Origin of the sequence: Flavobacterium sp. IMCC34518, assembly GCF_027111095.2 — a bacterium.
In the GTDB taxonomy this organism is placed as follows: Bacteria; Bacteroidota; Bacteroidia; order Flavobacteriales; family Flavobacteriaceae; genus Flavobacterium; species Flavobacterium praedii.
Map to the genome: position 1 here is coordinate 2,731,229 of NZ_CP114284.2, position 21,464 is coordinate 2,752,692.

22 protein-coding genes are annotated in these 21,464 nt (G+C 34.7%); 10 read left to right on the forward strand and 12 right to left on the reverse strand.

The window, feature by feature from the left end; genetic code table 11:
• Positions 1-60: 60 nt before the first annotated feature.
• Positions 61-1,650 (reverse strand): peptide chain release factor 3, encoded by a 1,590-nt coding sequence (locus OZP06_RS11585; protein ID WP_269221977.1) that lies wholly within the window; start codon positions 1,648-1,650, stop codon positions 61-63.
• Between the two features lie 342 nt (positions 1,651-1,992).
• Here OZP06_RS11585 and OZP06_RS11590 point away from each other — a divergent pair, with 342 nt between their 5' ends.
• From OZP06_RS11590 to OZP06_RS11620, 7 genes are all read left to right on the forward strand, one after another.
• Complete coding sequence (locus OZP06_RS11590) at positions 1,993-3,423, forward strand: peptidylprolyl isomerase (protein ID WP_269221978.1); 1,431 nt, start codon at positions 1,993-1,995, stop codon at positions 3,421-3,423.
• A 79-nt stretch (positions 3,424-3,502) separates the two neighbouring features.
• Positions 3,503-4,456, forward strand: a complete 954-nt coding sequence (locus tag OZP06_RS11595; RefSeq protein ID WP_281237729.1) for a MoxR family ATPase — start codon at positions 3,503-3,505, stop codon at positions 4,454-4,456.
• Positions 4,457-4,786: 330 nt separating this feature from the next.
• Entirely contained in the window at positions 4,787-7,558 is a 2,772-nt protein-coding gene (locus OZP06_RS11600; RefSeq protein ID WP_269224608.1) for a bifunctional aconitate hydratase 2/2-methylisocitrate dehydratase, read from the forward strand.
• A gap of 122 nt (positions 7,559-7,680) precedes the next feature.
• Positions 7,681-9,948: an aconitate hydratase gene (locus OZP06_RS11605; RefSeq protein WP_281323745.1), complete on the forward strand. Its 2,268-nt coding sequence runs from the start codon at positions 7,681-7,683 to the stop codon at positions 9,946-9,948.
• 368 nt (positions 9,949-10,316) lie between these two features.
• Entirely contained in the window at positions 10,317-10,895 is a 579-nt protein-coding gene (locus tag OZP06_RS11610) for a Crp/Fnr family transcriptional regulator (protein ID WP_269221979.1), read from the forward strand.
• Between the two features lie 78 nt (positions 10,896-10,973).
• Positions 10,974-11,417: a DoxX family membrane protein gene (locus OZP06_RS11615; RefSeq protein ID WP_269221980.1), complete on the forward strand. Its 444-nt coding sequence runs from the start codon at positions 10,974-10,976 to the stop codon at positions 11,415-11,417.
• 1 nt (position 11,418) lies between these two features.
• Positions 11,419-12,474 carry an alkane 1-monooxygenase gene (locus tag OZP06_RS11620; protein ID WP_269221981.1) on the forward strand — a complete coding sequence of 352 codons (1,056 nt, stop codon included), beginning with the start codon at positions 11,419-11,421 and terminating at the stop codon, positions 12,472-12,474.
• A 982-nt stretch (positions 12,475-13,456) separates the two neighbouring features.
• On the opposite strand, the gene OZP06_RS11625 is transcribed toward OZP06_RS11620, so the two are convergent.
• A complete protein-coding gene (locus OZP06_RS11625; RefSeq protein WP_269221982.1) occupies positions 13,457-13,798 on the reverse strand; it encodes a helix-turn-helix domain-containing protein in 342 nt (113 codons plus the stop codon).
• Positions 13,799-14,024: 226 nt separating this feature from the next.
• On the opposite strand from OZP06_RS11625, the gene OZP06_RS11630 reads away from it, so the two are divergent.
• The 3 genes from OZP06_RS11630 to OZP06_RS11640 are packed head-to-tail and all read left to right on the forward strand — an operon-like array spanning position 14,025 to position 16,094.
• Positions 14,025-14,783, forward strand: a complete 759-nt coding sequence (locus tag OZP06_RS11630; RefSeq protein ID WP_269221983.1) for a type 1 glutamine amidotransferase domain-containing protein — start codon at positions 14,025-14,027, stop codon at positions 14,781-14,783.
• Positions 14,783-15,445 carry a hypothetical protein gene (locus OZP06_RS11635; protein WP_269221984.1) on the forward strand — a complete coding sequence of 221 codons (663 nt, stop codon included), beginning with the start codon at positions 14,783-14,785 and terminating at the stop codon, positions 15,443-15,445. The genes OZP06_RS11630 and OZP06_RS11635 overlap by 1 nt, the downstream gene beginning before the upstream one ends.
• A gap of 1 nt (position 15,446) precedes the next feature.
• On the forward strand, positions 15,447-16,094 hold the full coding sequence (locus tag OZP06_RS11640) for a TMEM175 family protein (protein WP_269221985.1): 648 nt from the start codon (positions 15,447-15,449) through the stop codon (positions 16,092-16,094).
• A gap of 18 nt (positions 16,095-16,112) precedes the next feature.
• Here OZP06_RS11640 and OZP06_RS11645 read toward each other — a convergent pair whose 3' ends face one another.
• The 10 genes from OZP06_RS11645 to OZP06_RS11690 form a co-directional block, all read right to left on the reverse strand.
• Positions 16,113-16,751 carry a thymidylate synthase gene (locus OZP06_RS11645; RefSeq protein WP_269221986.1) on the reverse strand — a complete coding sequence of 213 codons (639 nt, stop codon included), beginning with the start codon at positions 16,749-16,751 and terminating at the stop codon, positions 16,113-16,115.
• Complete coding sequence (locus OZP06_RS11650) at positions 16,744-17,577, reverse strand: DNA adenine methylase (RefSeq protein WP_269221987.1); 834 nt, start codon at positions 17,575-17,577, stop codon at positions 16,744-16,746. The genes OZP06_RS11645 and OZP06_RS11650 overlap by 8 nt, the downstream gene beginning before the upstream one ends.
• A gap of 191 nt (positions 17,578-17,768) precedes the next feature.
• Entirely contained in the window at positions 17,769-17,945 is a 177-nt protein-coding gene (locus OZP06_RS11655; protein WP_269221988.1) for a hypothetical protein, read from the reverse strand.
• Between the two features lie 12 nt (positions 17,946-17,957).
• The gene (locus OZP06_RS11660; RefSeq protein WP_269221989.1) at positions 17,958-18,926 is read right to left on the reverse strand and encodes a hypothetical protein; all 969 of its coding nucleotides are present in this window, start codon (positions 18,924-18,926) and stop codon (positions 17,958-17,960) included.
• A 5-nt stretch (positions 18,927-18,931) separates the two neighbouring features.
• The gene (locus tag OZP06_RS11665; protein WP_269221990.1) at positions 18,932-19,288 is read right to left on the reverse strand and encodes a hypothetical protein; all 357 of its coding nucleotides are present in this window, start codon (positions 19,286-19,288) and stop codon (positions 18,932-18,934) included.
• Positions 19,288-19,779 carry a hypothetical protein gene (locus OZP06_RS11670; protein WP_269221991.1) on the reverse strand — a complete coding sequence of 164 codons (492 nt, stop codon included), beginning with the start codon at positions 19,777-19,779 and terminating at the stop codon, positions 19,288-19,290. Before OZP06_RS11670 ends, OZP06_RS11665 begins: the two co-directional genes overlap by 1 nt.
• Positions 19,780-19,782: 3 nt before the next feature.
• Positions 19,783-20,004, reverse strand: a complete 222-nt coding sequence (locus tag OZP06_RS11675; RefSeq protein WP_269221992.1) for a hypothetical protein — start codon at positions 20,002-20,004, stop codon at positions 19,783-19,785.
• Positions 20,001-20,315 (reverse strand): hypothetical protein, encoded by a 315-nt coding sequence (locus tag OZP06_RS11680; protein WP_269221993.1) that lies wholly within the window; start codon positions 20,313-20,315, stop codon positions 20,001-20,003. Before OZP06_RS11680 ends, OZP06_RS11675 begins: the two co-directional genes overlap by 4 nt.
• An 11-nt stretch (positions 20,316-20,326) precedes the next feature.
• Positions 20,327-21,250, reverse strand: coding sequence for a hypothetical protein (locus OZP06_RS11685; protein ID WP_269221994.1), 924 nt, complete (start codon positions 21,248-21,250; stop codon positions 20,327-20,329).
• A gap of 1 nt (position 21,251) precedes the next feature.
• Positions 21,252-21,464 (reverse strand): hypothetical protein, encoded by a 213-nt coding sequence (locus tag OZP06_RS11690; RefSeq protein ID WP_281323746.1) that lies wholly within the window; start codon positions 21,462-21,464, stop codon positions 21,252-21,254.

Genomic DNA, 21,464 nt, shown 5'->3' on the forward strand with positions numbered 1-21,464 from the left:
TAAGGTTGAATTTAATTTGTATATATAAAAAACGCCAACATAATGCTGGCGTTTTTTTGTTTATTCAAACTCTGAAGTGAAAAATAGTTTTACACTAGGATATTTATTTTGTGTCATTTGAATTGTAAAATCCGAATCTGCTAAAAAAACAAGTTGATTGTATTTGTCTTTAGCTAAAAACTTTTGTTTGATACGCTTGAATTCTTTGAATTCTTCATTTTTTGCATCATCGGGTTTTACCCAGCAAGCTTTATGTACTGGGAAATTTTCATAGGTGCATTTTGCGCCATATTCATGCTCTAATCGGTATTGAATAACTTCGTATTGAAGGGCTCCAACAGTTCCAATTATTTTTCGATTATTCATTTCTAAGGTGAATAATTGAGCAACACCTTCATCCATTAATTGGTCAACACCTTTGTCCAATTGTTTGGCCTTCATTGGGTCGGCATTATTAATATATCTAAAATGTTCTGGAGAGAAACTTGGAATTCCTTTGAAACTCATGATTTCTCCTTCAGTCAAAGTATCACCAATTTTAAAATTTCCAGTATCATGTAAACCAACTATATCTCCTGGGTAAGAAATATCAACAATTTCTTTCTTCTCGGCAAAAAAAGCATTTGGACTTGAGAATTTTAGGTTCTTTTTCTGGCGAACATGATAATATGGTTTGTTTCGTTCAAATGTCCCAGATACAATCTTTATAAAAGCCAAGCGGTCTCTATGTTTTGGATCCATATTAGCATGGATTTTGAATACAAAACCAGACATTTTATCTTCTTTTGGATCAACTAATCTTGTCTCAGAGTCTTTTGGTCTAGGTGATGGTGCAATAGCAACAAAACAATCAAGAAGTTCTCTAACACCAAAATTATTTAAAGCTGAACCAAAAAATACTGGTTGTAGTTTACCATCCAAATAATCTTGACGGTCGAATTTTGGATAAACTTCATCAATTAGTTCTAATTCTTCACGTAAGCGTTCTGCTGGTTTTGGTCCAATTATTTTCTCTAACTCTGGGCTTTTTACATCTGAGAATGCTATAGTTTCTTCAATATTTTTACGGCTATCTCCGCTAAAAAGATTGATGTTTTGTTCCCAAAGATTGTAAATTCCTTGAAAGTCATACCCCATTCCGATAGGAAAACTAAGAGGAGTTACAGTTAATCCCAGCTTTTGTTCCACTTCATCCATGAGATCAAAAGCATCTTTACCTTCTCGGTCTAATTTATTGATGAAAACGATAATTGGTATTTTACGCATTCTACATACGGCTACCAACTTTTCTGTTTGTTCCTCGACACCTTTGGCGACATCAATAACAACAATTACACTATCAACAGCAGTTAAAGTTCTAAAAGTGTCTTCGGCAAAATCCTTGTGACCTGGCGTGTCAAGAATATTTATTTTTTTCTCTTTATAATTAAACGCTAAAACAGAAGTAGAAACAGAGATTCCTCTTTGACGCTCAATTTCCATAAAATCGCTCGTTGCACCTTTTTTTATTTTATTGTTTTTTACTGCACCAGCTTCTTGAATTGCTCCTCCAAAAAGAAGTAGTTTTTCAGTTAAGGTCGTTTTTCCAGCATCGGGATGCGAGATTATCCCAAAAGTTCGTCTTCGTTGTATTTCTTTTAAAAAACTCATATTTTTATATCAATAGTTTGCAAAAGTACTATTTATAAATGCTATTTAAAAAAAATATATAGTTATAAAAAAGTGTTGCCTTCTTTTGATTTATTTATCACAATATAAGAACTTAATAATTTTTTGTTAATAGTAGTATGGAAACTTGTTTAATGCATTCGAATTGTTATTTTTGTTCGGTTTAAGTTATTAAAATTGTAAGTTTTTTGTTGGGTTAAATTGTTTTAATTCTTGAAAATTTAATTTAAATTATTTGTTTTGTTTTAAGATCCTCTAATTGAGTGAAATGAAATTTTTCCGCAATCTCTTTTTTAAATAATAATTAATTATAAAATATAAAAAATGCCTTTAAAAATTGTTCAGATGAAATCCATAACTAATAAAGTTGTGTTGTCTTTTTTTCTATTGTTTTCTACTTTAACCTTCGTGAATGCTCAAGAAATTATTAAAGATAGTGTAGCTGCTACAACTAAGGTAAATGTGCCTTCAGGAAAAAAACTAAAGATTGATGGCGTGGTAGCAACAGTTGGGGATTATATAATATTAGATTCTGATATTGATAAAGGATTTTTAGAAATTACAAGTCAGGGAGGATCTACTAAAGATGTTTCTAGGTGTCAAGTATTAGGTAGTTTGTTAGAGCAAAAATTATATGCGCATCAAGCGGTTCAGGATAGTATTATTGTTAGCGATGCTGAAGTTAAAGGAATGATGGATGAGCGCTTGGGGTATATGTTGGAACAAGTAGGATCTATGGAGAAGATAGTTAAGTTTTATCAAAAAGAATCTGAGGAAGATTTTAGAACTTATTTCTTTGATGTTTTGAAAGAACAGAAATTAACTGGTGAAATGACCAATAAAATAATTGATAAAGTTGAAATAACGCCAGAAGAAGTACGTGAGTTTTATAAAAAAATTCCAAAAGCGGATTTGCCTCTTTTTGGAGCTGAGTTAGAAGTTGCTCAAATTGTTATAAAGCCAAAGGTTACAGATGCGGATAAACAAAAAGTTATCGATAAACTAAATAGTTTTAGGAAAGAATGTTTAGAGGGAGCTAGTTTTGCTACTAAAGCTGTATTGTATTCAGAAGATCCAGGATCTAGTAAAAATGGGGGTTATTATAAAATGACAAGAAAAACCCCTTTTGTAAAAGAATTTAAAGATGTTGCCTTTAGTCTTGCTGAAGGAGAAATTTCGGAGCCTTTTGAAACTACATTTGGATATCATATTATTTATGTAGAAAAAATTAAAGGTCAAGAAATTGAACTAAGACACATTCTTATTTCGCCAGTTGTTTCACAAGAATCTTTGAAAGAAGCAAAAGAGAAAATTACTTTAATTAGAAAGAAGGTATTAGACAAAGATATTACTTTTGCGGAAGCTGCTAGGACGATGTCGGATGAAAAGGAAACAAGAGCTAATGGAGGTGCTTTAGTTAATCCTAAGACACAAGATACTCGTTTTGAAATGACAAAAATGGATCCGTCATTATATAGTCAAGTTTCTAATTTGAAAGATAATGAGATATCAATGCCGTTGCTTGAAGATAATCAAGGAAAGAAAGATTATAAAATTATGATTGTGACCAATAGAATAGATGAACATACTGCTGATTACGCTAAAGATTATATTAAAATTAAAGATTTAGCTTTGAAAGAAAAACAAATCAAAGCTATTGGTAAATGGTTTGATACAAAAATAAAAGATACTTATATAAAAATTGTTGATGAATATAAAGATTGTTCTTTTACCAACAATTGGCTTAAAAAATAATTTTCATTAAATAAATAAAAAGAGTTAGTTTTATGTTTTCATAGAGCTAACTCTTTTTTAATTAAAAAAATAATATAAAATGTCGGATGTAACAGCGATACAGAATTTAGTCCAAAAACGTAATGAATTAAAAAAAGAAATTGCTAAAATCATTGTTGGTCAAGATGATGTTGTAGATCAGATTTTGCTTTGTATTTTTTCTGGAGGTCACGCTTTGTTGGTTGGTGTTCCTGGTTTAGCCAAAACATTATTGGTGAATACTTTGGCTCAAGCATTAGGATTGGATTTTAAAAGAATTCAGTTCACTCCAGATTTGATGCCTTCAGATATTTTAGGTAGTGAAATTTTAGATGAAAACCGTCAGTTTAAATTTTTAAAGGGTCCAATATTTTCAAATATTATTTTGGCCGATGAAATTAATAGAACGCCGCCAAAAACTCAAGCAGCTTTGTTAGAAGCAATGCAAGAGCGTTCTGTAACTATAGCGGGAGTAAATCATAAATTAAGTTTGCCTTATTTTGTTTTGGCTACTCAAAACCCTATTGAGCAAGAAGGAACTTATCCTTTGCCTGAAGCACAATTAGACCGATTTATGTTTGCCATAAAATTAGAGTATCCTTCTTTTGAGGAAGAAGTTCAAGTAGTCAAGCGTACAACTGCTGATCAGAGTACAACAATAAATGCGTTGTTTACGGCTCAAGAAATTATAGATTTTCAGCATTTGATTCGTCGTATTCCTGTTGCGGATAATGTGGTGGAATATGCTGTAACTTTAGTTAGTAAAACACGTCCAGATAATTCACTTTCTAATGAATTTGTAAAAAATTATTTGGATTGGGGTGCTGGCCCAAGAGCTTCGCAGAATTTAATTTTGGCTGCTAAAGCTCATGCCGCTTTTTATGGAAAGTTTTCGCCTGACATAGAAGATGTAAAAGCAGTTGCAACCGGAATTTTGAGACATCGAATCATCAAAAATTATAAAGCGGATGCCGAAGGTATTTCAGAAGAAATGATAATTTCAAAATTGATATAAGTATTTTATGTCTTTTTTTTAAAAAACACTCTGTTCTTATTGGAATACAGTGTTTTTTTTCATTTCAATCGTTGTAGTTTTGTTATAAAATTAAATCATAATTATTGAATTCTCAATAAATATTGATATATTCGATTTTATTTCATTATAATTCACGAAAAATAATTATTTTGCAATAATAATTTTTGAAAAGTTGACTTCTATTAAATTTTTTTAAATTCTCGTCTTTAATTATTAAGTTTGCAAGGCAAAAAAAATAAATACTCATTATTATGGCTTTTAAATTTTGAAATAATAAAGAAATTTGCCATATAACATTGAAAAGATATCATTATGACTTATAGCGATTACATTAAAGAAATCGAAGAACGAAAAGGGCAGGGTCTTCACCCAAAACCGATTGATGGCGCTGAATTGCTAAGCGAAATCATTGAACAAATTAAAGATTTGAATAACGAGTATAGAGCAGAGTCTCTTAATTTCTTTATTTATAATGTTGTTCCTGGGACTACTCCTGCGGCTAATTTAAAAGCTAATTTTTTAAAAGAAATCGTTCTCGGTCAATCAGTAGTTGCTGAAATTACTCCTGCTTTTGCTTTAGAGTTATTGTCACACATGAAAGGTGGAACTTCAATAAAAGTATTACTTGACTTAGCATTAGGTAATGATATAGCTATTGCAAAAGATGCTGCAGAAGTTTTAAAGACACAAGTTTTTCTTTATGAAGCAGATACAGATCGTTTAGCTGAGGCTTTCAAAGGCGGTAATGAAATTGCTGCAGCTATTTTAGAGAGCTATGCTAAGGCTGAGTTCTTTACTAAATTGCCTGAAATAGCAGAAGAAATTAAGGTAGTTACTTTTATTGCTGGTGAAGGAGATATTTCAACAGATTTACTTTCTCCAGGAAACCAAGCGCACTCTCGTTCAGATCGTGAACTTCATGGTAAATGTTTAATTTCTCCTGAAGCACAAGCTGAAATTAAAGCATTAGCAACAGCGAATCCTGATAAGAGCGTGATGTTAATCGCTGAAAAAGGTACTATGGGTGTTGGTTCTTCAAGAATGTCAGGTGTAAACAACGTGGCACTTTGGAGTGGTAAACAAGCTAGTCCTTATGTTCCATTTATTAATATTGCTCCAATCGTTGCAGGTACAAACGGTATTTCTCCAATTTTCCTAACAACTGTAGATGTAACTGGTGGTATTGGTTTGGATCTTAAAAACTGGGTAAAAAAGACTGACGCTAATGGTGAAGTAGTTCGTAATGAAAGTGGTGATCCTATTCTTGAAGAAGTTTACTCTGTAGCTACTGGTACGGTTCTTACAATCAACACAAAAACTAAAAAACTTTATAGCGGAGACAAAGAATTGATCGATATTTCTAAGGCATTTACACCTCAGAAAATTGAATTTATAAAAGCTGGTGGATCTTACGCAATTGTGTTTGGAAAAAAATTGCAAACATTTGCATCAAAGACACTTGGGATTGATATTGTTCCTGTGTATGCTCCGTCAAAAGAGGTTTCTGTTGAAGGACAAGGTCTTACAGCTGTAGAAAAAATATTTAATGCAAATGCTGTTGGAACTACTCCAGGTAAAGTATTACACGCTGGTTCAGATGTTCGTGTTACCGTAAATATTGTTGGTTCACAAGATACAACTGGTTTGATGACTTCTCAGGAATTAGAGTCTATGGCTGCTACTGTGATTTCTCCAATTGTTGATGGTGCTTACCAATCAGGTTGTCATACTGCTTCAGTATGGGATAATAAATCTAAAGCAAATATTCCGAGATTAATGAAATTCATGAACGACTTCGGATTGATCACAGCTCGCGACCCGAAAGGAGTTTATCATTCAATGACGGATGTAATTCACAAAGTACTTAACGATATTACTGTAAACGAGTGGGCAATCATCATCGGTGGTGACTCTCATACAAGAATGTCCAAAGGTGTTGCTTTTGGTGCTGATTCAGGAACTGTTGCTCTTGCATTGGCTACTGGTGAAGCATCCATGCCAATTCCAGAATCTGTGAAAGTAACTTTCAAAGGAGACATGAAAGGATATATGGATTTCCGTGATGTAGTTCATGCTACACAATCTCAAATGCTTAAAACATTTGGTGGAGAGAATGTATTCCAAGGAAGAATTATCGAGGTTCATTTAGGAACTCTTAATGCGGATCAAGCGTTTACGTTTACAGATTGGACTGCTGAAATGAAAGCAAAAGCGTCTATTTGTATTTCTGAAGATTATACTTTGGTCGAATCGCTAGAGATGGCGAAGGGTAGAATTCAGATCATGATCGATAAGGGAATGGATAACCAAAATCAAGTGTTGAAAGGATTGATTGCTATAGCTGATAAAAGAATCGCTGCCATTATTTCAGGCGAAAAACCAGCGCTAAGACCAGATGCAAATGCTAAGTATTATGCTGAAGTTGTTGTTGATTTGGATCAGATTGCTGAGCCAATGATTGCAGATCCAGATGTTAATAATGCTGATGTTTCTAAAAGATATACTCACGATACCATTAGACCTTTATCTTTCTACGGTGGAGTGAAAAAAGTAGATCTTGGATTTGTCGGATCTTGTATGGTTCACAAAGGAGATATGAAAATCCTTGCTCAAATGCTTAAGAACATTGATGAGCAAGAAGGTAAAGTAGAGTTCAAAGCGCCATTAGTTGTAGCGCCTCCTACTTATAATATCGTTGACGAATTAAAAGCAGAAGGGGACTGGGAAATTTTGCAAAAATATTCTGGTTTCGAATTTGACGATAATGTTCCTAAAGCTGCAGCTCGTACTTCATACGAAAATATGTTATACTTAGAGCGCCCAGGTTGTAACCTTTGTATGGGTAACCAAGAGAAAGCTGCCAAAGGAGATACAGTAATGGCAACATCTACGCGTCTTTTCCAAGGAAGAGTTGTAGAAGATACTGAAGGTAAAAAAGGAGAATCACTACTTTCTTCTACACCAGTTGTGGTTTTGTCTACAATTCTTGGTAGAACACCAACTATAGAAGAATATAAAACTGCAGTAGAAGGTATTAATCTTACTAAGTTTGCACCTTCTCATAAGTTATTAGTTAAATAATTCACATAATTAGTTAATTAAAGTTTAAAAGCCTGAGTCAATAGACTCAGGCTTTTTTTTGTAGTCTGTTTTTTTGTACCTTGTAATGTTCAAAATATAATAACAAAAACACCTGAAATATTATGGCTTTTGATATTGAAATGATTAGAAAAGTGTATGCTAACATGACAAGTCGTGTTGATGCAGCACGCGAAATAGTTGGTCGTCCACTTACTTTAACCGAAAAGATTTTGTACAGTCACCTTTGGGATGGAACTGCTAGGCAAGCTTACGGAAGAGGAGTTGATTATGTTGATTTTGCTCCAGACAGAGTAGCGTGTCAAGATGCAACGGCCCAAATGGCTTTGTTGCAATTTATGCATGCTGGAAAGAAAACAGTTGCAGTTCCAACTACGGTTCACTGTGATCACTTGATTTTAGCTAAAAACGGAGCTGAATCAGATTTAGCTGTCGCAAATAAACAATCAAAAGAAGTTTTCGATTTCCTTTCATCTGTCTCGAATAAATATGGTATTGGTTTTTGGAAACCAGGATCAGGAATTATTCACCAAATTGTTTTAGAAAACTACGCTTTCCCCGGAGGAATGATGATCGGTACCGATTCTCATACAGTAAATGCAGGTGGTTTAGGAATGCTGGCCATTGGTGTTGGTGGTGCTGATGCTGTAGATGTTATGTCTGGAATGTCTTGGGAATTAAAATTTCCTAAATTAATTGGAGTAAAATTGACTGGAAAATTGTCCGGTTGGACTGCTCCTAAAGATGTGATCCTAAAAGTAGCCGATATTCTTACCGTAAAAGGAGGAACCGGTGCTATTGTCGAATATTTTGGCGAAGGCGCCTTAAATATGTCATGTACAGGAAAAGGAACTATTTGTAATATGGGTGCCGAGATTGGCGCTACAACTTCTACATTTGGTTACGATGATTCCATGCGCAGGTATTTAGCGGCTACAGATCGTCAGGATATTGTGGATGCTGCCGATAAAGTGGCTTCTTACTTGACTGGAGATCCAGAAGTATATGCAAATCCGGAACAGTATTTTGACCAAGTTATCGAAATCAATTTATCAGAATTAGAGCCTCACATCAATGGGCCTTTCACTCCGGACCGCGGAACTCCAGTTTCAAAAATGAAAGCGGAAGCTGCTGCAAACGGATGGCCATTAAAAGTAGAATGGGGTTTAATCGGTTCTTGTACGAACTCTTCGTACGAAGATATGGCTCGCGCGGCTTCAATCGTAAACCAAGCAGTAGAACACGGAATTACCCCAAAAGCAGAGTTTGGAATCAATCCTGGTTCGGAACAAATTCGGTACACTATCGAAAGAGACGGTATTATCGCTACTTTCGAAAAAATGGGAACCAAAGTATTTACCAATGCTTGTGGACCTTGTATTGGACAGTGGGATAGAGCAGGGGCAGACAAAGGAGAGAAAAACACAATCGTGCATTCATTCAACCGTAACTTCTCCAAAAGAGCAGACGGTAACCCAAATACACACGCTTTTGTAACGTCACCAGAAATGGTAGCTGCATTGGCTATTTCAGGAAGATTGGACTTTAATCCTTTGACGGATACTTTGTTGAATGACAAAGGGGAAGAAGTGAAATTAATTGCTCCATTTGGTGACGAATTGCCAAAAAGAGGTTTTGATGTTGAGGACAACGGTTTTCAAGCACCAGCCGAAGATGGATCAAGCGTTAAGATTGTGGTAAGCGAAACTTCAGATCGTCTGCAATTATTGGCTCCATTTGATGCTTGGGATGGTGAAAATATTTCTGGTGCCAAATTGTTAATCAAAGCATTCGGAAAATGTACTACCGACCACATTTCTATGGCCGGACCATGGTTGCGTTTCCGCGGACACTTAGACAATATCTCAAACAATATGTTGATTGGTGCCGTGAATGCATACAACCAAAAAGCAAATTCGGTTAAAAATCAATTGACAGGGGAATACGATGCAGTTCCTGCAGTAGCTCGTGCCTACAAAGGGGCTGGAATTCCTTCAGTTGTTGTTGGGGATCAGAATTACGGCGAAGGATCTTCTCGTGAACATGCTGCTATGGAACCTCGTTTCTTGGGAGTAAAAGCGGTATTGGTGAAATCATTTGCCCGTATTCACGAAACCAACCTTAAAAAACAAGGTCTCTTAGGATTGACATTTGCTAACGAAGCTGATTATGACAAAATCCAGGAAGACGATACTATCAACTTCATAGATTTAGTTGATTTTGCGCCAGGTAAGCCATTAACGATTGAATTTGTTCATGCCGATGGAACCAAAGATGTTATCTTGGCAAACCACACTTACAACGAAGGGCAAATTGGTTGGTACAAAGCCGGTTCAGCTTTAAATTTAATTGCGGCTGCTAGTAACGCATAAGCATTAAAATATTTCATATTAAAAACTCTCAAGGTAACTTGGGAGTTTTTTTGTAGTATTCAAAATTTTTAGAGGGAGCAAATCCTGCTGTCATTTCAAGCTTGCTCACATCCTTGTTTTTTCTAGGATATAAAAGGAGCTTCCTTTGGTCGCTCTTTTATATCCAGAAAAAAATCAAGTCTGTTTCGCAAGGCTTTCCATTCCCATCAGGGCTAGGGCAGTTGTTTTTATAATTAGCTTTGGTTGAGAAAAGAAATAGTAGGTCAAATTCAAAAAAGTAGGAATCGTTAATAAAAGTGTAAATTTGGAATTGTTATAAAAGTTGTAACTCAAATTTCCACTTGATCATTTATTAGAATCACTGTTTTATGCTCGAAAACCAACTCCAACAAATACATCAAGTTTTGTCTTCTTATATTACAATTACAGAAGCCGAATGGAATTTGTATTCCCCAAAATTTACGATAAAAAAATTTACCAAAAATCAAATGGTTCTTTCTCCTGGAAGTGTTTGTAAAGAAATATATTTTGTCAATAGCGGTTTGTTGAGAGTATTTTTTGTAGATCAAAAAGAAGAAGAACATACCTTTCATTTTTCTTTAGAAAATACTTTTTCTGCAGATTACGAAAGCTTCCTCAAAAAGACAGCTTCCAATTATTCGATTCAAGCATTGGAAGCAACGGAAGTGGTTGTGATGTCTTTTGCAACACTTCATGAAGGCTATTCAATTCTCGAACAAGGAGAAAAGTTAGGGAGAAGATTGGCCGAGGATTATTTTTTTATTTTTAGCAATAAGATTCAGTCGCTTTATACCGAAACTCCTTTACAGCGATACAACAAGATGAATGTAATTTTTCCGGGTATTGTCAATAGAGTTTCTCAGCATTATATTGCATCGTATCTTAATGTTTCATCGGTTCATTTGAGTAGATTGAAAAATGCCTAACATTTTGATAACATTTGTTATTGTTTTACCGTTTTTTTTCATTTTTCTTTGTGTACTTACTATTAAAAAACAACTAAGATGAAAAGCGAATCAACAACAGTTCAAAATCAGAAACCTTCAATTTATCAAAATGCGGGTAGAATTATTTTAGGATGTTTTTTGCTTTTGGCAGGAATCAGCCATCTTACTTGGAGTCGTACAGAATTTCTGGCTCAAGTTCCGCCTTGGTTACCAATAGATCCTGACTGGGTGGTTTTGCTTTCTGGTTTTGTTGAGATCATTTTGGGATTGTCTTTGCTATTTGTTTTGAAGCAAAGAGTAAAAGTGGGTTGGATAGTAGCTTTGTTTTTTGTTTTGGTTTTTCCAGGAAATATTGCTCAATTGGTGGAACATAGAAATGCTTTTGGTTTAGATACCGAAGCAGCTCGTTGGGCTAGACTTCCTTTTCAACCTGTACTTATAATAGTGGCTTTATGGTCAACTGGTGCTTGGCAATCTTGGCGAAATTCTAAAACTAATTAGTATGAAAGATTTAAAATACATACTAGCTTATATAATTCCTTTTTCTGGTTGGATAGCACTGGAAAATAGAGGAATATGGTCTTGGGCAACCGTTATTTTGGCCTTTGGTATTATTCCGATTTTGGATGCCATTATACCTGCTTCTGAAATAAATGTTCCAATGGAAGAAGAAGAGAATCGTTCCAAAAAAGTATTTTTTGATTTGCTTTTATTTATCTGTGCACCTATTTGTTTGTTTTTGACGTATTACTATTTATACACAGTTCAGACTAAAGCTTTAACAACTTCAGAATTGGTTGGCTTGACCTTGAGTATTGGTGTTGTTTTGGGTGCTACTGGAATTAATGTAGCTCATGAATTGGGACATAGAACGGATCAAGTTTCTCAGTTTTTTGCCAAAGCAGGTTTGCTATTCGTTTTGTATCAACACTTTTTTATAGAACACAATCGCGGGCATCATAAAAATGTTTCAACTATGGTCGATCCTGCAACTGCCAGAAAAAATGAAACGGTTTATGCTTTCTTTTTTCGATCAATAATAGGACAATATTTAGACGCTTGGAAATTGGAAAACGACAGATTGAAGCGGGAAAACAAAACAATTTGGAGTTGGAACAATGAAATGATTCGGTTCTCAATTTATGAAATGCTTTATCTTTTGGTTGTAGGTTTGCTTTTTGGATTCGCATTAGTTCCTTTTGCAGTAGCAATTGCTTTTGTTGGAGTTTTACTGTTAGAAATAATCAATTATATAGAGCATTACGGTTTGCAACGTAAAATTTTGCCTTCGGGTCGTCCAGAACGTGTTTTGCCTAAACATTCTTGGAATAGCGATCATGAAATGGGAAGAATTTTGTTATTTGAACTTACTCGGCATAGTGATCATCATTATAAATCAACGCGTAAATATCAAATATTACGTCACATGGACGATAGTTTGCAATTGCCCTTGGGATATCCTGGAAGTATGCTTTTGGCTTTGATACCGCCGCTTTGGTTTGCAATTATTAATAAAAAAATTGTAGAAGGAGAGGAGTTAAATTTGGTTTTGAAATAGTATCTTTATTTTGAAAAATAGGTGTCAACATAAGTTTTATATTAAAATGAAAATAGGTTGATTAAGTTAACAGAATAAATAGAATATGGAAAGTAGGATTCAGAATCGCAATGAAGAGTTGGCCAATGGAATTTCAGATCTTCGAAGTCTCCCGACTTCGAACTTTTTTAAATGTTCTTGTAAAATGTAAATCTACTAAAAGTCTCCTGACTTTTACCGTGAATACCTTTGTTATTAAAAATGCTTTAGAGTTTGTATTTCGAAATTAAGATATAATTACATAATAATGGTTTTGTTCTTTTTATGATGATTTTAAAAAAAAATATGCTGTTGCAAAGGTCTATTCGTTAAAAGTCGGGAGACTTTTGACATGTTTAAGGCTTTCAAGAACTTTTAAAAAATGTACGAAGTCGGGAGACTTCGTAGAGCTGGTTTTGAAATAGTATCTTTATTTTGAAAAATTGGTATCAACATAAGTATTTTTAAATGAAAATAGGTTGATTAAGTTAACAGAATAAATAGAATATGGAAAGTAGGATTCAGAATCGCAATGAAGAGTTGGCTAATGGAATTTCAGATCTTCGAAGTCTCCCGACTTCGAACTTTTTTAAATGTTCTTGTAAAATGTAAATCTACTAAAAGTCTCCTGACTTTTACCGTGAATACCTTTGTTATTAAAAATGCTTTAGAGTTTGTATTTCGAAATTAAGATATAATTAGATAATAATGGTTTTGTTCTTTTTATGATGATTTTAAAAAAAAATATGCTGTTGCAAAGGTCTATTCGTTAAAAGTCTGGAGACTTTTGACATGTTTAAGGCTTTCAAGAACTTTTAAAAAATGTACGAAGTCGGGAGACTTCGTAATCTGGGTAAAGTAAGCCTTAAATTTCGGTTAATGACTGAACTTTGCAAATACAAAACCAACTTTAAATTAAGCCCAAAACCCCCCAATTGCTTCAAACCGCTGTTATCCGCCGTTATTATTTCAATCCTTGTTTTTCCATCATTTTAAGTCCATAATTTCTGATTACTGTTATTAAACCTATTATTTCATTTCCTTGTTCGGTTAGGCTATATTCTGTTTTTGGTGGTACGACAGCAAATACTTTTCGGCTTAAGTAACCGTCTTCTTCCAATTGTCTTAATTGAGTTGTTAGCATTTTGTCTGAAATATGTGGAATGTCTTTTCTTAGTTCGCCATATCGCATAGTTTGGTCTTGCAGTCGCCACAAAATTGGAGCTTTCCAAGTTCCACCTATTTGTTCCATTACCAATTGTACTGGATTGTAGTATATTTTACCGTTGTATTTGAAATCTGGCATTGTTTAAACTATTGATTTTATTAATACTTACCAAAAAGTATGTATCGCACTTTTGGGTTTAACTATTGCCAAAGGTAGATATAGTTCTGATATTTGAATAATAATAATTTAAAAAAAATATAAAAATATGGTAAAGTCAATTTTCACAATGTCGTTATTATTCCTATCAACTATGGGGTTAATGGCACAAAATCAAAAATCTAATAAAAATTTAAAATCAAAAAAAATGATAACAGAAGTAAATAGTTATGTTCATTTTCACGGTGCTCCTGCAAAAGGAAAAATTTTAATGGTGGCAAGTTCGCCAAGTGTAAGCAAACAAACTGGGTGGCCTATTGGTTTCTGGGCGGCTGAATTAACACATCCTTTACGAGTTTTTCAAGAGGCTGGTTATGATGTAGAATTGGTTTCAACCGAAGGCGGAAAATTGGAAATGGACGGTTATTCTAATCCAACCGATGCAAGTGGTTATTCTGCTCACGATATAATTTCTTTAGGTTATATGCAACAAAAGTCGTTCAATGATATGTTGGCAAATACTAAAAAATTGACAGAAGTGGATGCTAAAAATTACAATGCTATCTTTTTGGTAGGCGGTCAAGGACCAATGTACACTTTCAAAGGTAATAAAGATTTAGAAAAATTATTTGTTGAATTTTACGAAGCAGGAAAACCAAGTTCAGCTGTTTGTCATTCAACCACATTATTATTAGACGCTAAAAAATCAAATGGCGAATTATTGGTAAAAGGAAAAACGTGGACTGGTTTTGCCGATGCCGAAGAAGAATTTGCAGACAAAGCCGTTGGTATGAAAATTCAACCCTACAGAATCGAGGATGAAGCCAAAAAAATTGCAGGTACAACATTCAAAGTTGCAGCACCTTTTAGTTCGTATGCCATTCAAGATGGAAATTTAATTACAGGACAACAACAAAATTCAGGTGCGGCAGCAGCAGAATTAGTAGTTAAAGCCTTGAATAAATAATGAAAATAAACTTTAAAATATATTTTGCAATAATATCAATGCTTCTTTTTAGAGGCATTGCTTTTGCACAAATTCCTGTGGAAGTTTTTGTAGGAAATAAGAAAGCAACGGTTGATATTATGTTTTTCAAATATTTCAAAAACAAAGAAGGACAAAATTCTAAATTCTTGTTTTTTAACCGAAATCGTGCAAGTATAGATTGTAAAATGACAGAAACCACCAACTTACCACAGTTTGGGTTTACAGAAGCATTTAGTTACAATGCACCAAAACTAAAAGGTTTTGCTCCTGTTGTTGTTGCAAGTATTTTAAATAGAGGAATTTTTCCAAAAGCAGGTATTCAGTTTGCAAAAATTAAAAAAAACTATACTATTTTTAGTTGGTTAGTTGCCGAAACTTTAAAAGGGCCCAATATAGATTTTTTCTTTTTGGCAAGATACACACCAAAATTAACTGAAAAGTTAAACTTGTTTTCGCAAATTGAATTGGTAAATGCTTTGCCAACTGTTGAACAAAACAATTTTACTTTTACACAACGTTTTCGTTTGGGGTTAAAAGTAAAAGAATTCCAATTTGGAGCAGGTTTAGATTTGTCTCAATTAGGTAGAAATAATTATACCAATACTAACAATTTAGGTGTTTTTTTACGAAATGAATTTTGATATGAATAAAAACAGAATAGAAGCATTTAGCGATGGGGTAATTGCAATTATTGTTACCATTATGGTTTTGGAATTACACATTCCCGAACTGAAAGAGAATTTTACAAATCAAGATGTTTGGAATAATTTATTTCAATTAATCCCCAAACTATTAGCGTATTTATTGAGTTTTATCGTGGTGGCTATTTTTTGGGTAAATCATCATTCGTTATTTGATAAACTTCCCTATTCAAATTCAAAATTGGTATGGTACAATGCTTTTTTGCTTTTCGCAATGTCATTAATTCCTTTACCTACTGCGTTTTTAGCGGAACATTTTCATTTGTACCAAGCATCAATGTTTTATGGTTTTGTAATGTTTTTAAATGCTTTTGCATTTTTGTTATTAAGAAGATATGTAGAAGTAAAAGTAAAGTTGATTACATACAACGCTTTAGTTCATAGAAGTAATTTAATCTCAACAAGTTTATATTTACTCTCTATTCCATTAGCTTTGGTTTCGGTTTATTTATCATTTATTATTTTCGTAGGCATACCTGTTTGGTATTTTTTGCCTGATAAGTATAATCGAAAAATTGAAATGTACACAAATCTAAATTCAAATGTACATTTTTTGAGAACAAATATACAAAAGGCTTTACATCTGTAAAGCCTTTTTAATTACCCTTTAAACAACATTTAAAGCAAACTTAACCTCATTGCCATTCAATAACTCCTGCGTACCATCAACATTATTCTCATACACATGCACATTGCCCAAAAACAACGTAATAGACTTCAACGGTAGTGTAATCTGTTTACTTATTAAGTACAAGTGGTATATATCAGCAGGCAAGCCTAGATTTGCGTCAGAGCTACGTTGATATGCCGTAACAATAAGCTTTCCGTTCTCTATTTGGAACTGTATAAGGCTAAGGCATGGCTGTTGGTTGCTCTCCGTGTTGTTAGAACCAAGAAATAACACGTAATTCTTTGATGTGCGCTTTTCTTTATTGATACGCTCAATAAGCTTAGGCAGTTGTTCAAAGTACGTAGGGTAACTATTGACCAGAATTGGACCGCAATAATCCCACCAACTTACACCTACATTTCGATATGCCTCCGTAGAGCGTTCCCCTGCCATAAATAGACCTAATTCATCTTTTAGCTTTTTTCGAGCCACGGCATGCCCTTCAAATAGCTCTAACAGGTCAATTGGCTTTAATTCCAATGTTTGATTTAAAAGATAAGTGATTGAGCCTTTTTTATTTTGTTGCTTTTTACCTCTAGTGATGATTTTATTCAATATTTGATGATACTTATTCATTTTTGTATAGCATTATATCCGTATAACTAGCATTATAATTCACAGTTGCATTCATTGTAGCCGTTGTAGAACCCGTAAAAGGATTACTCATAGGCGTTTTCGTTTCAATCCACTCACACAGCTCAATGATAGATGACTTATTTGAAGTAAAATAAAAATACTTAGTTCCATATAGTACCTGCAGTACGTCCAAATAATCCCTAAGTTTCCAATAACTCTTATACGTTCCGGCATCGGTAGACAAATACGGCGGATCAACCAAAAAAACTACATTAGGTAAATCTTTGTACTTCGCAAATAATTCTTTGTAACATTGGCTTACTACTTCTAATCCATCCAAATAACCAGTAGCATCATAGCCCGATTGTCTGATGCAGTTATAAAGCGTTTCCTTTTCCATTTGCTCAAAGGAAAGCGCATATTTCATTGAAAATAATATAGAACTTGATAGTGTGATATAATCCACATAACCTGTTTTTTCTTCGGTACATATCCGTTCCATTACCTGGTCTCGAATTGCTCCTAAAATTCGTCCATCTTTAACGTAATTTTTCAAGATTACTCTTAAATCACTGATAAGTTGATTAGTCTTATCGATGTTTTGAAGCCGTTCACGGTAATTATCAAAATCATTATAAACTACGTGTGCATCAGGGTAAATTGCCTTTACTGTATGGCTAAGCAAACCGCTGCCTCCAAACAAATCTACATAAGTAGCTGTAGGCGAATATCCAAGTAATGCAGGTTTGAACTGTTTTAAAAACTTTCTTTTTTGACCCATAAACGGCAAAGGTGCCGTTGTAAAAACTTTCTTTTTTGTTTCCATTCGATTTTTGATTGATGATTGATTATTCTATATTTGCAGTTCGACACTAATTAAAATAAAAAACGCATTGAAAGTACCTGAAGACATATTGTCCTCCGATAACCTTCAATGCGTTAATTTTAATTTTAGTGTCGAACCTATTTTAAAATTCGGAGGACTTTTTTTACTTCCCGTCCTCCTGAGAACCTAGCTTATTTTGCTACTCCTGTTTGATTACTATCTTTTGAAAAGATGAGACCAATACCTCCAAGGAAAGCCGTTAAACAAGGTATAATTTGTGTTTTATCGTTTATAAAAGCTACAATTGCACCTGCGCACATCACTATTCCAGTTGATGTTGTACGCCAATTTTTAAAAATGTTTTTCATTTTATATGAATTTTAAAGTAAATAATTAACCTGCACATTCGTAAGCATAAATATTGGCGATGTGCCACCAATAGTATAAACAACACGCCATGTTCTTGGCAAAACACTAGAAATCTGTGCCGTTGTTCCAGTAGTTGTTGTAGCAGCTACAGTTGTAATATTGGGATAAATTTCAATTCCAAAAACTCCCGTTGCTGTAAGTATCGCGGTTGTGGCACTTGGCAAATCAAACCAAGTTGTTCCCGAGTCAGCAGAGCCTTGAAGCTTGCACACCATCGTTGGAGAAGTTCCTGAAACCGTACCAACATTAAAAATTACGACAACGCCTTTGGCAGTGGTGTTGGTTTGGGTTGCACCGTTGAATGTTGCCGATTTTGCTCCAACATCACCCGTAGTTGCTACGGCGGGATTTAGCGGATTTGCCAACCATGCAGCTGCGGCTGCCGTTCCCTGCGTAACTGTCCAAGTTCCCGACTGCGTTACAGCTCCTATAGCATTAGTACCCGGAGGTATAGCAGAATCAAGCCCAACGATTGAGGTATTTTGCAATCCTATCATTGTAACCGTTGCCGTTCCTGTCATTGCGGCCAACCCTGTAACTCTAGCTTTTAATGCGCCACCAACTTCTAACTGAAAAATAGATTGCAACGCCGATGTAATTGAAGCTAGACCTGTATTAGGCGAATTTATATTTATAATTTGCGTACCTCCTAGAGTGACCCAAGTCGTTCCGTTGATCGTGATTTGCACACTCAATGCTCCTGTGTATGTTCCGGTAGTTTGAATAGACAAAAGATTTGCCCCTGTCAATGTGATTTCAACAGCACTATTTGCCGTTGCAACACCTGCGGGAACTAAATTCTGTGTGGTTATATTTCCTGAAGCTGTAACCGTGGCCAGTTTTTGAACATTGCCAAATTGCACCTGAGCCGACATATTTAAGCCGACAAATAAGACCAGGAATAAAAGTATTTTTTTCATAATAATTAATTTACTACTCTCCATTTACCAGAGATTTTCTTTATAATATAATTGGTGTTCGCATACAAAAAAGTAATGACTGTAATGTTATCAGACAGATATACACCACCACCACCCAATTGCCAAACAAAACCCGCCTCATTGTTGTAAAACTCAATAATATCACCATTGGTTCCCGCTGGAATTGTTATTGTTCTATTTGCCGTAAGTGTTGCCGGTGGTAAATAGACAGATGTATTTACACCTGCTGTAAAACTGGCATCTACCGCATCAGGGACAACCGACAACAACGAACTATTGATAGTTTTTACGTCGGTACCTATTGCCGTGGCCAACTCAATAATTCTATCAATTAAATTCATTACGCTTTGGCGGTGTTATAATCGGTTACGAAATTATAGTCAGGATCACCAATGCCAAGATTGTTACAAGCTTGCAATTTTTCAGCACCGCTCAAAGCTTGAGCCGCATCAAAACGAATTTTTTGACTTAATGCCATTGCAATTGTCGAAGCAAAATTAGCATCGTTACCCAAAGCCGCTTGAAGTTCGGAAAGTGTGTCAAAAGCCGCAGCCGCTCCGCCTGTCAACTCATTTTTAATGGCTATTTTTGCCGTTTCAATAGTGTCATAGATTTTATTGGCACTCCATGTACTTGTGGTCGCTCCGTCCCCCAAAGTATCATTGATTACTGTTGATGATCCAATTGCGGCAAAAATCTCATTAATAGCGGCAACCAAGTTTGATTTGGTTGTAGTTGATAATGCGGTTAAATCACCCTGTTTGGTGGTAAGAGTTTTAATATCGGCACCAATAGCCGATGCTAATGCGATAATTCTTTGAACTGTTGTCATATTCTAATTTTTTGAAAGTATGTAATAAGCGTTAAAATCGACGTCCGGCTCTACCAAGTTAGCCGTAAATTCCTCGAGTGTACCCGTATAGCCAACTTCAACAGCCAATTCGAACGCACTTTTACCGTCAACACCATCTTTTTTGAGATCAACAGTAACTACCATTTTTTCGCCTGCGATACCAAATACAATATTTGGCGAATCGGTTGTAATTTCGACTATCATTTTGTAATGTTTAAAAGCCCTTTAAAAACTATTCTTTTGGTACTCGTACTCACAATCTCATAGTAATTTGCAGTAGCCGTCAATCCTTGTACAATAGGCTCAATCACCAATGTCATTCGTTTTTCAACTACTGTCAAAGCATTAGCGGGCTTTACAAATCTATTTTTTACGGCTGAATTGTAAACCACAAACTCAAATTCGCCAGTCCAGTTTTCGTCAGCAGTTAAATAAACGTTGACCCGCTCGTTTAGGGCGATTGGGTCAATGTCTAAGACTGTAGCAATAGAAGGGTTTAGCGTTATTTTTGACATTTTTTGTTTTTTTAGAAAGTCGTTCCAGATGCTCTAATCCAAGTATTCGTGGCAATGCACCAATAGATATAACCAGAAACTACTCTTATTTCGCCAGTCACTCCTGTCGCAGTTGATGATGCTGGAGCTGTTGTGCCTATTTTTATATCATCAAGGGTTGCTAAAATGTAGGTGCCTTCAGTTTTTTCTGGAAATTTATAAGAATTGTAACCTCCGGAGGTTTTCCTAAAATCTATTGCATTACCTCCACCTATATTTGTGTCTAAATAACTAAGTCCAGTAGGATCTAATCCTACTGATTGGTTAAACAAAACGTCTTGAGCTTTAAAAGTGTCCGGAGACCAACTCGACAAATACCTATCCAAAGCTCCTGTACCTGTATAATTAATTCTATTACTACCCGAAAAGTTCCTACCTCCATTATAAGCGGCTTGGAAACTTACACTAGCCGTAGGTATATCATCTGTTGTAGCTAGTGTATATGTGCCTGATGGTTTATCAGGAAAATAAAAATTAGCAAATCCATCTGTTATCTTAGAAAATAATAGTTTATTAATTCTATTTTCTGCATCATTATAACCCCTTATTCCATCAGATTGAATACTAAAATTTTGATCTATATATCCATTATTAAAATACAAACCATGTCCATATAAATCAGCTCTAGAACCAGAACCACCTTGCAATAAAGATATAGTGCCAGAAGCTACGTCACCATTGTCTAAAACACTTTGTAAATCTTGCGAACCGCCACCACCACCAAACTCACTCCTAGGAACAAACTTCACAATCTTATCCACACCTCTCACAAGTACACTATCGTGAGCCGTACCTTGGTTTACCGTTCCTAACTTTAAGGTATTGGCAATAGTATACGTTTGCGCCTGCGTGGCAATCGCCACAAAAAATAATAATCCTAATAGTAACTTTTTCATCTTAATTTAAATTTTGTTCGTTAGTAATATTTTCGGTTTCAACCACAATTTCGGTAGTAATTTTATCGGTAGAGAAAACTCCATTTCTAAAACTAATTGCCACCACTTGATTGGGGTTACTTTCATCTGTTAGCGTTACGCTATCTTTTTTGATGATTTTTTTAAGTTCCAAAATCTCTTTTTCGAGAGCTTTAATTCTTTTTTTTTGTTTCAT

Coding starts and splice junctions, on each gene's coding strand:
- OZP06_RS11585 (WP_269221977.1), bottom strand. CDS start 1,650: ATGAGTTTTTTAAAAGAAATACAACGAAGACGAACTTTTGGGATAATC.
- OZP06_RS11590 (WP_269221978.1), top strand. CDS start 1,993: ATGCCTTTAAAAATTGTTCAGATGAAATCCATAACTAATAAAGTTGTG.
- OZP06_RS11595 (WP_281237729.1), top strand. CDS start 3,503: ATGTCGGATGTAACAGCGATACAGAATTTAGTCCAAAAACGTAATGAA.
- OZP06_RS11605 (WP_281323745.1), top strand. CDS start 7,681: ATGGCTTTTGATATTGAAATGATTAGAAAAGTGTATGCTAACATGACA.
- OZP06_RS11610 (WP_269221979.1), top strand. CDS start 10,317: ATGCTCGAAAACCAACTCCAACAAATACATCAAGTTTTGTCTTCTTAT.
- OZP06_RS11615 (WP_269221980.1), top strand. CDS start 10,974: ATGAAAAGCGAATCAACAACAGTTCAAAATCAGAAACCTTCAATTTAT.
- OZP06_RS11620 (WP_269221981.1), top strand. CDS start 11,419: ATGAAAGATTTAAAATACATACTAGCTTATATAATTCCTTTTTCTGGT.
- OZP06_RS11625 (WP_269221982.1), bottom strand. CDS start 13,798: ATGCCAGATTTCAAATACAACGGTAAAATATACTACAATCCAGTACAA.
- OZP06_RS11630 (WP_269221983.1), top strand. CDS start 14,025: ATGATAACAGAAGTAAATAGTTATGTTCATTTTCACGGTGCTCCTGCA.
- OZP06_RS11635 (WP_269221984.1), top strand. CDS start 14,783: ATGAAAATAAACTTTAAAATATATTTTGCAATAATATCAATGCTTCTT.
- OZP06_RS11640 (WP_269221985.1), top strand. CDS start 15,447: ATGAATAAAAACAGAATAGAAGCATTTAGCGATGGGGTAATTGCAATT.
- OZP06_RS11645 (WP_269221986.1), bottom strand. CDS start 16,751: ATGAATAAGTATCATCAAATATTGAATAAAATCATCACTAGAGGTAAA.
- OZP06_RS11650 (WP_269221987.1), bottom strand. CDS start 17,577: ATGGAAACAAAAAAGAAAGTTTTTACAACGGCACCTTTGCCGTTTATG.
- OZP06_RS11655 (WP_269221988.1), bottom strand. CDS start 17,945: ATGAAAAACATTTTTAAAAATTGGCGTACAACATCAACTGGAATAGTG.
- OZP06_RS11660 (WP_269221989.1), bottom strand. CDS start 18,926: ATGAAAAAAATACTTTTATTCCTGGTCTTATTTGTCGGCTTAAATATG.
- OZP06_RS11665 (WP_269221990.1), bottom strand. CDS start 19,288: ATGAATTTAATTGATAGAATTATTGAGTTGGCCACGGCAATAGGTACC.
- OZP06_RS11670 (WP_269221991.1), bottom strand. CDS start 19,779: ATGACAACAGTTCAAAGAATTATCGCATTAGCATCGGCTATTGGTGCC.
- OZP06_RS11675 (WP_269221992.1), bottom strand. CDS start 20,004: ATGATAGTCGAAATTACAACCGATTCGCCAAATATTGTATTTGGTATC.
- OZP06_RS11680 (WP_269221993.1), bottom strand. CDS start 20,315: ATGTCAAAAATAACGCTAAACCCTTCTATTGCTACAGTCTTAGACATT.
- OZP06_RS11685 (WP_269221994.1), bottom strand. CDS start 21,250: ATGAAAAAGTTACTATTAGGATTATTATTTTTTGTGGCGATTGCCACG.
- OZP06_RS11690 (WP_281323746.1), bottom strand. CDS start 21,464: ATGAAACAAAAAAAAAGAATTAAAGCTCTCGAAAAAGAGATTTTGGAA.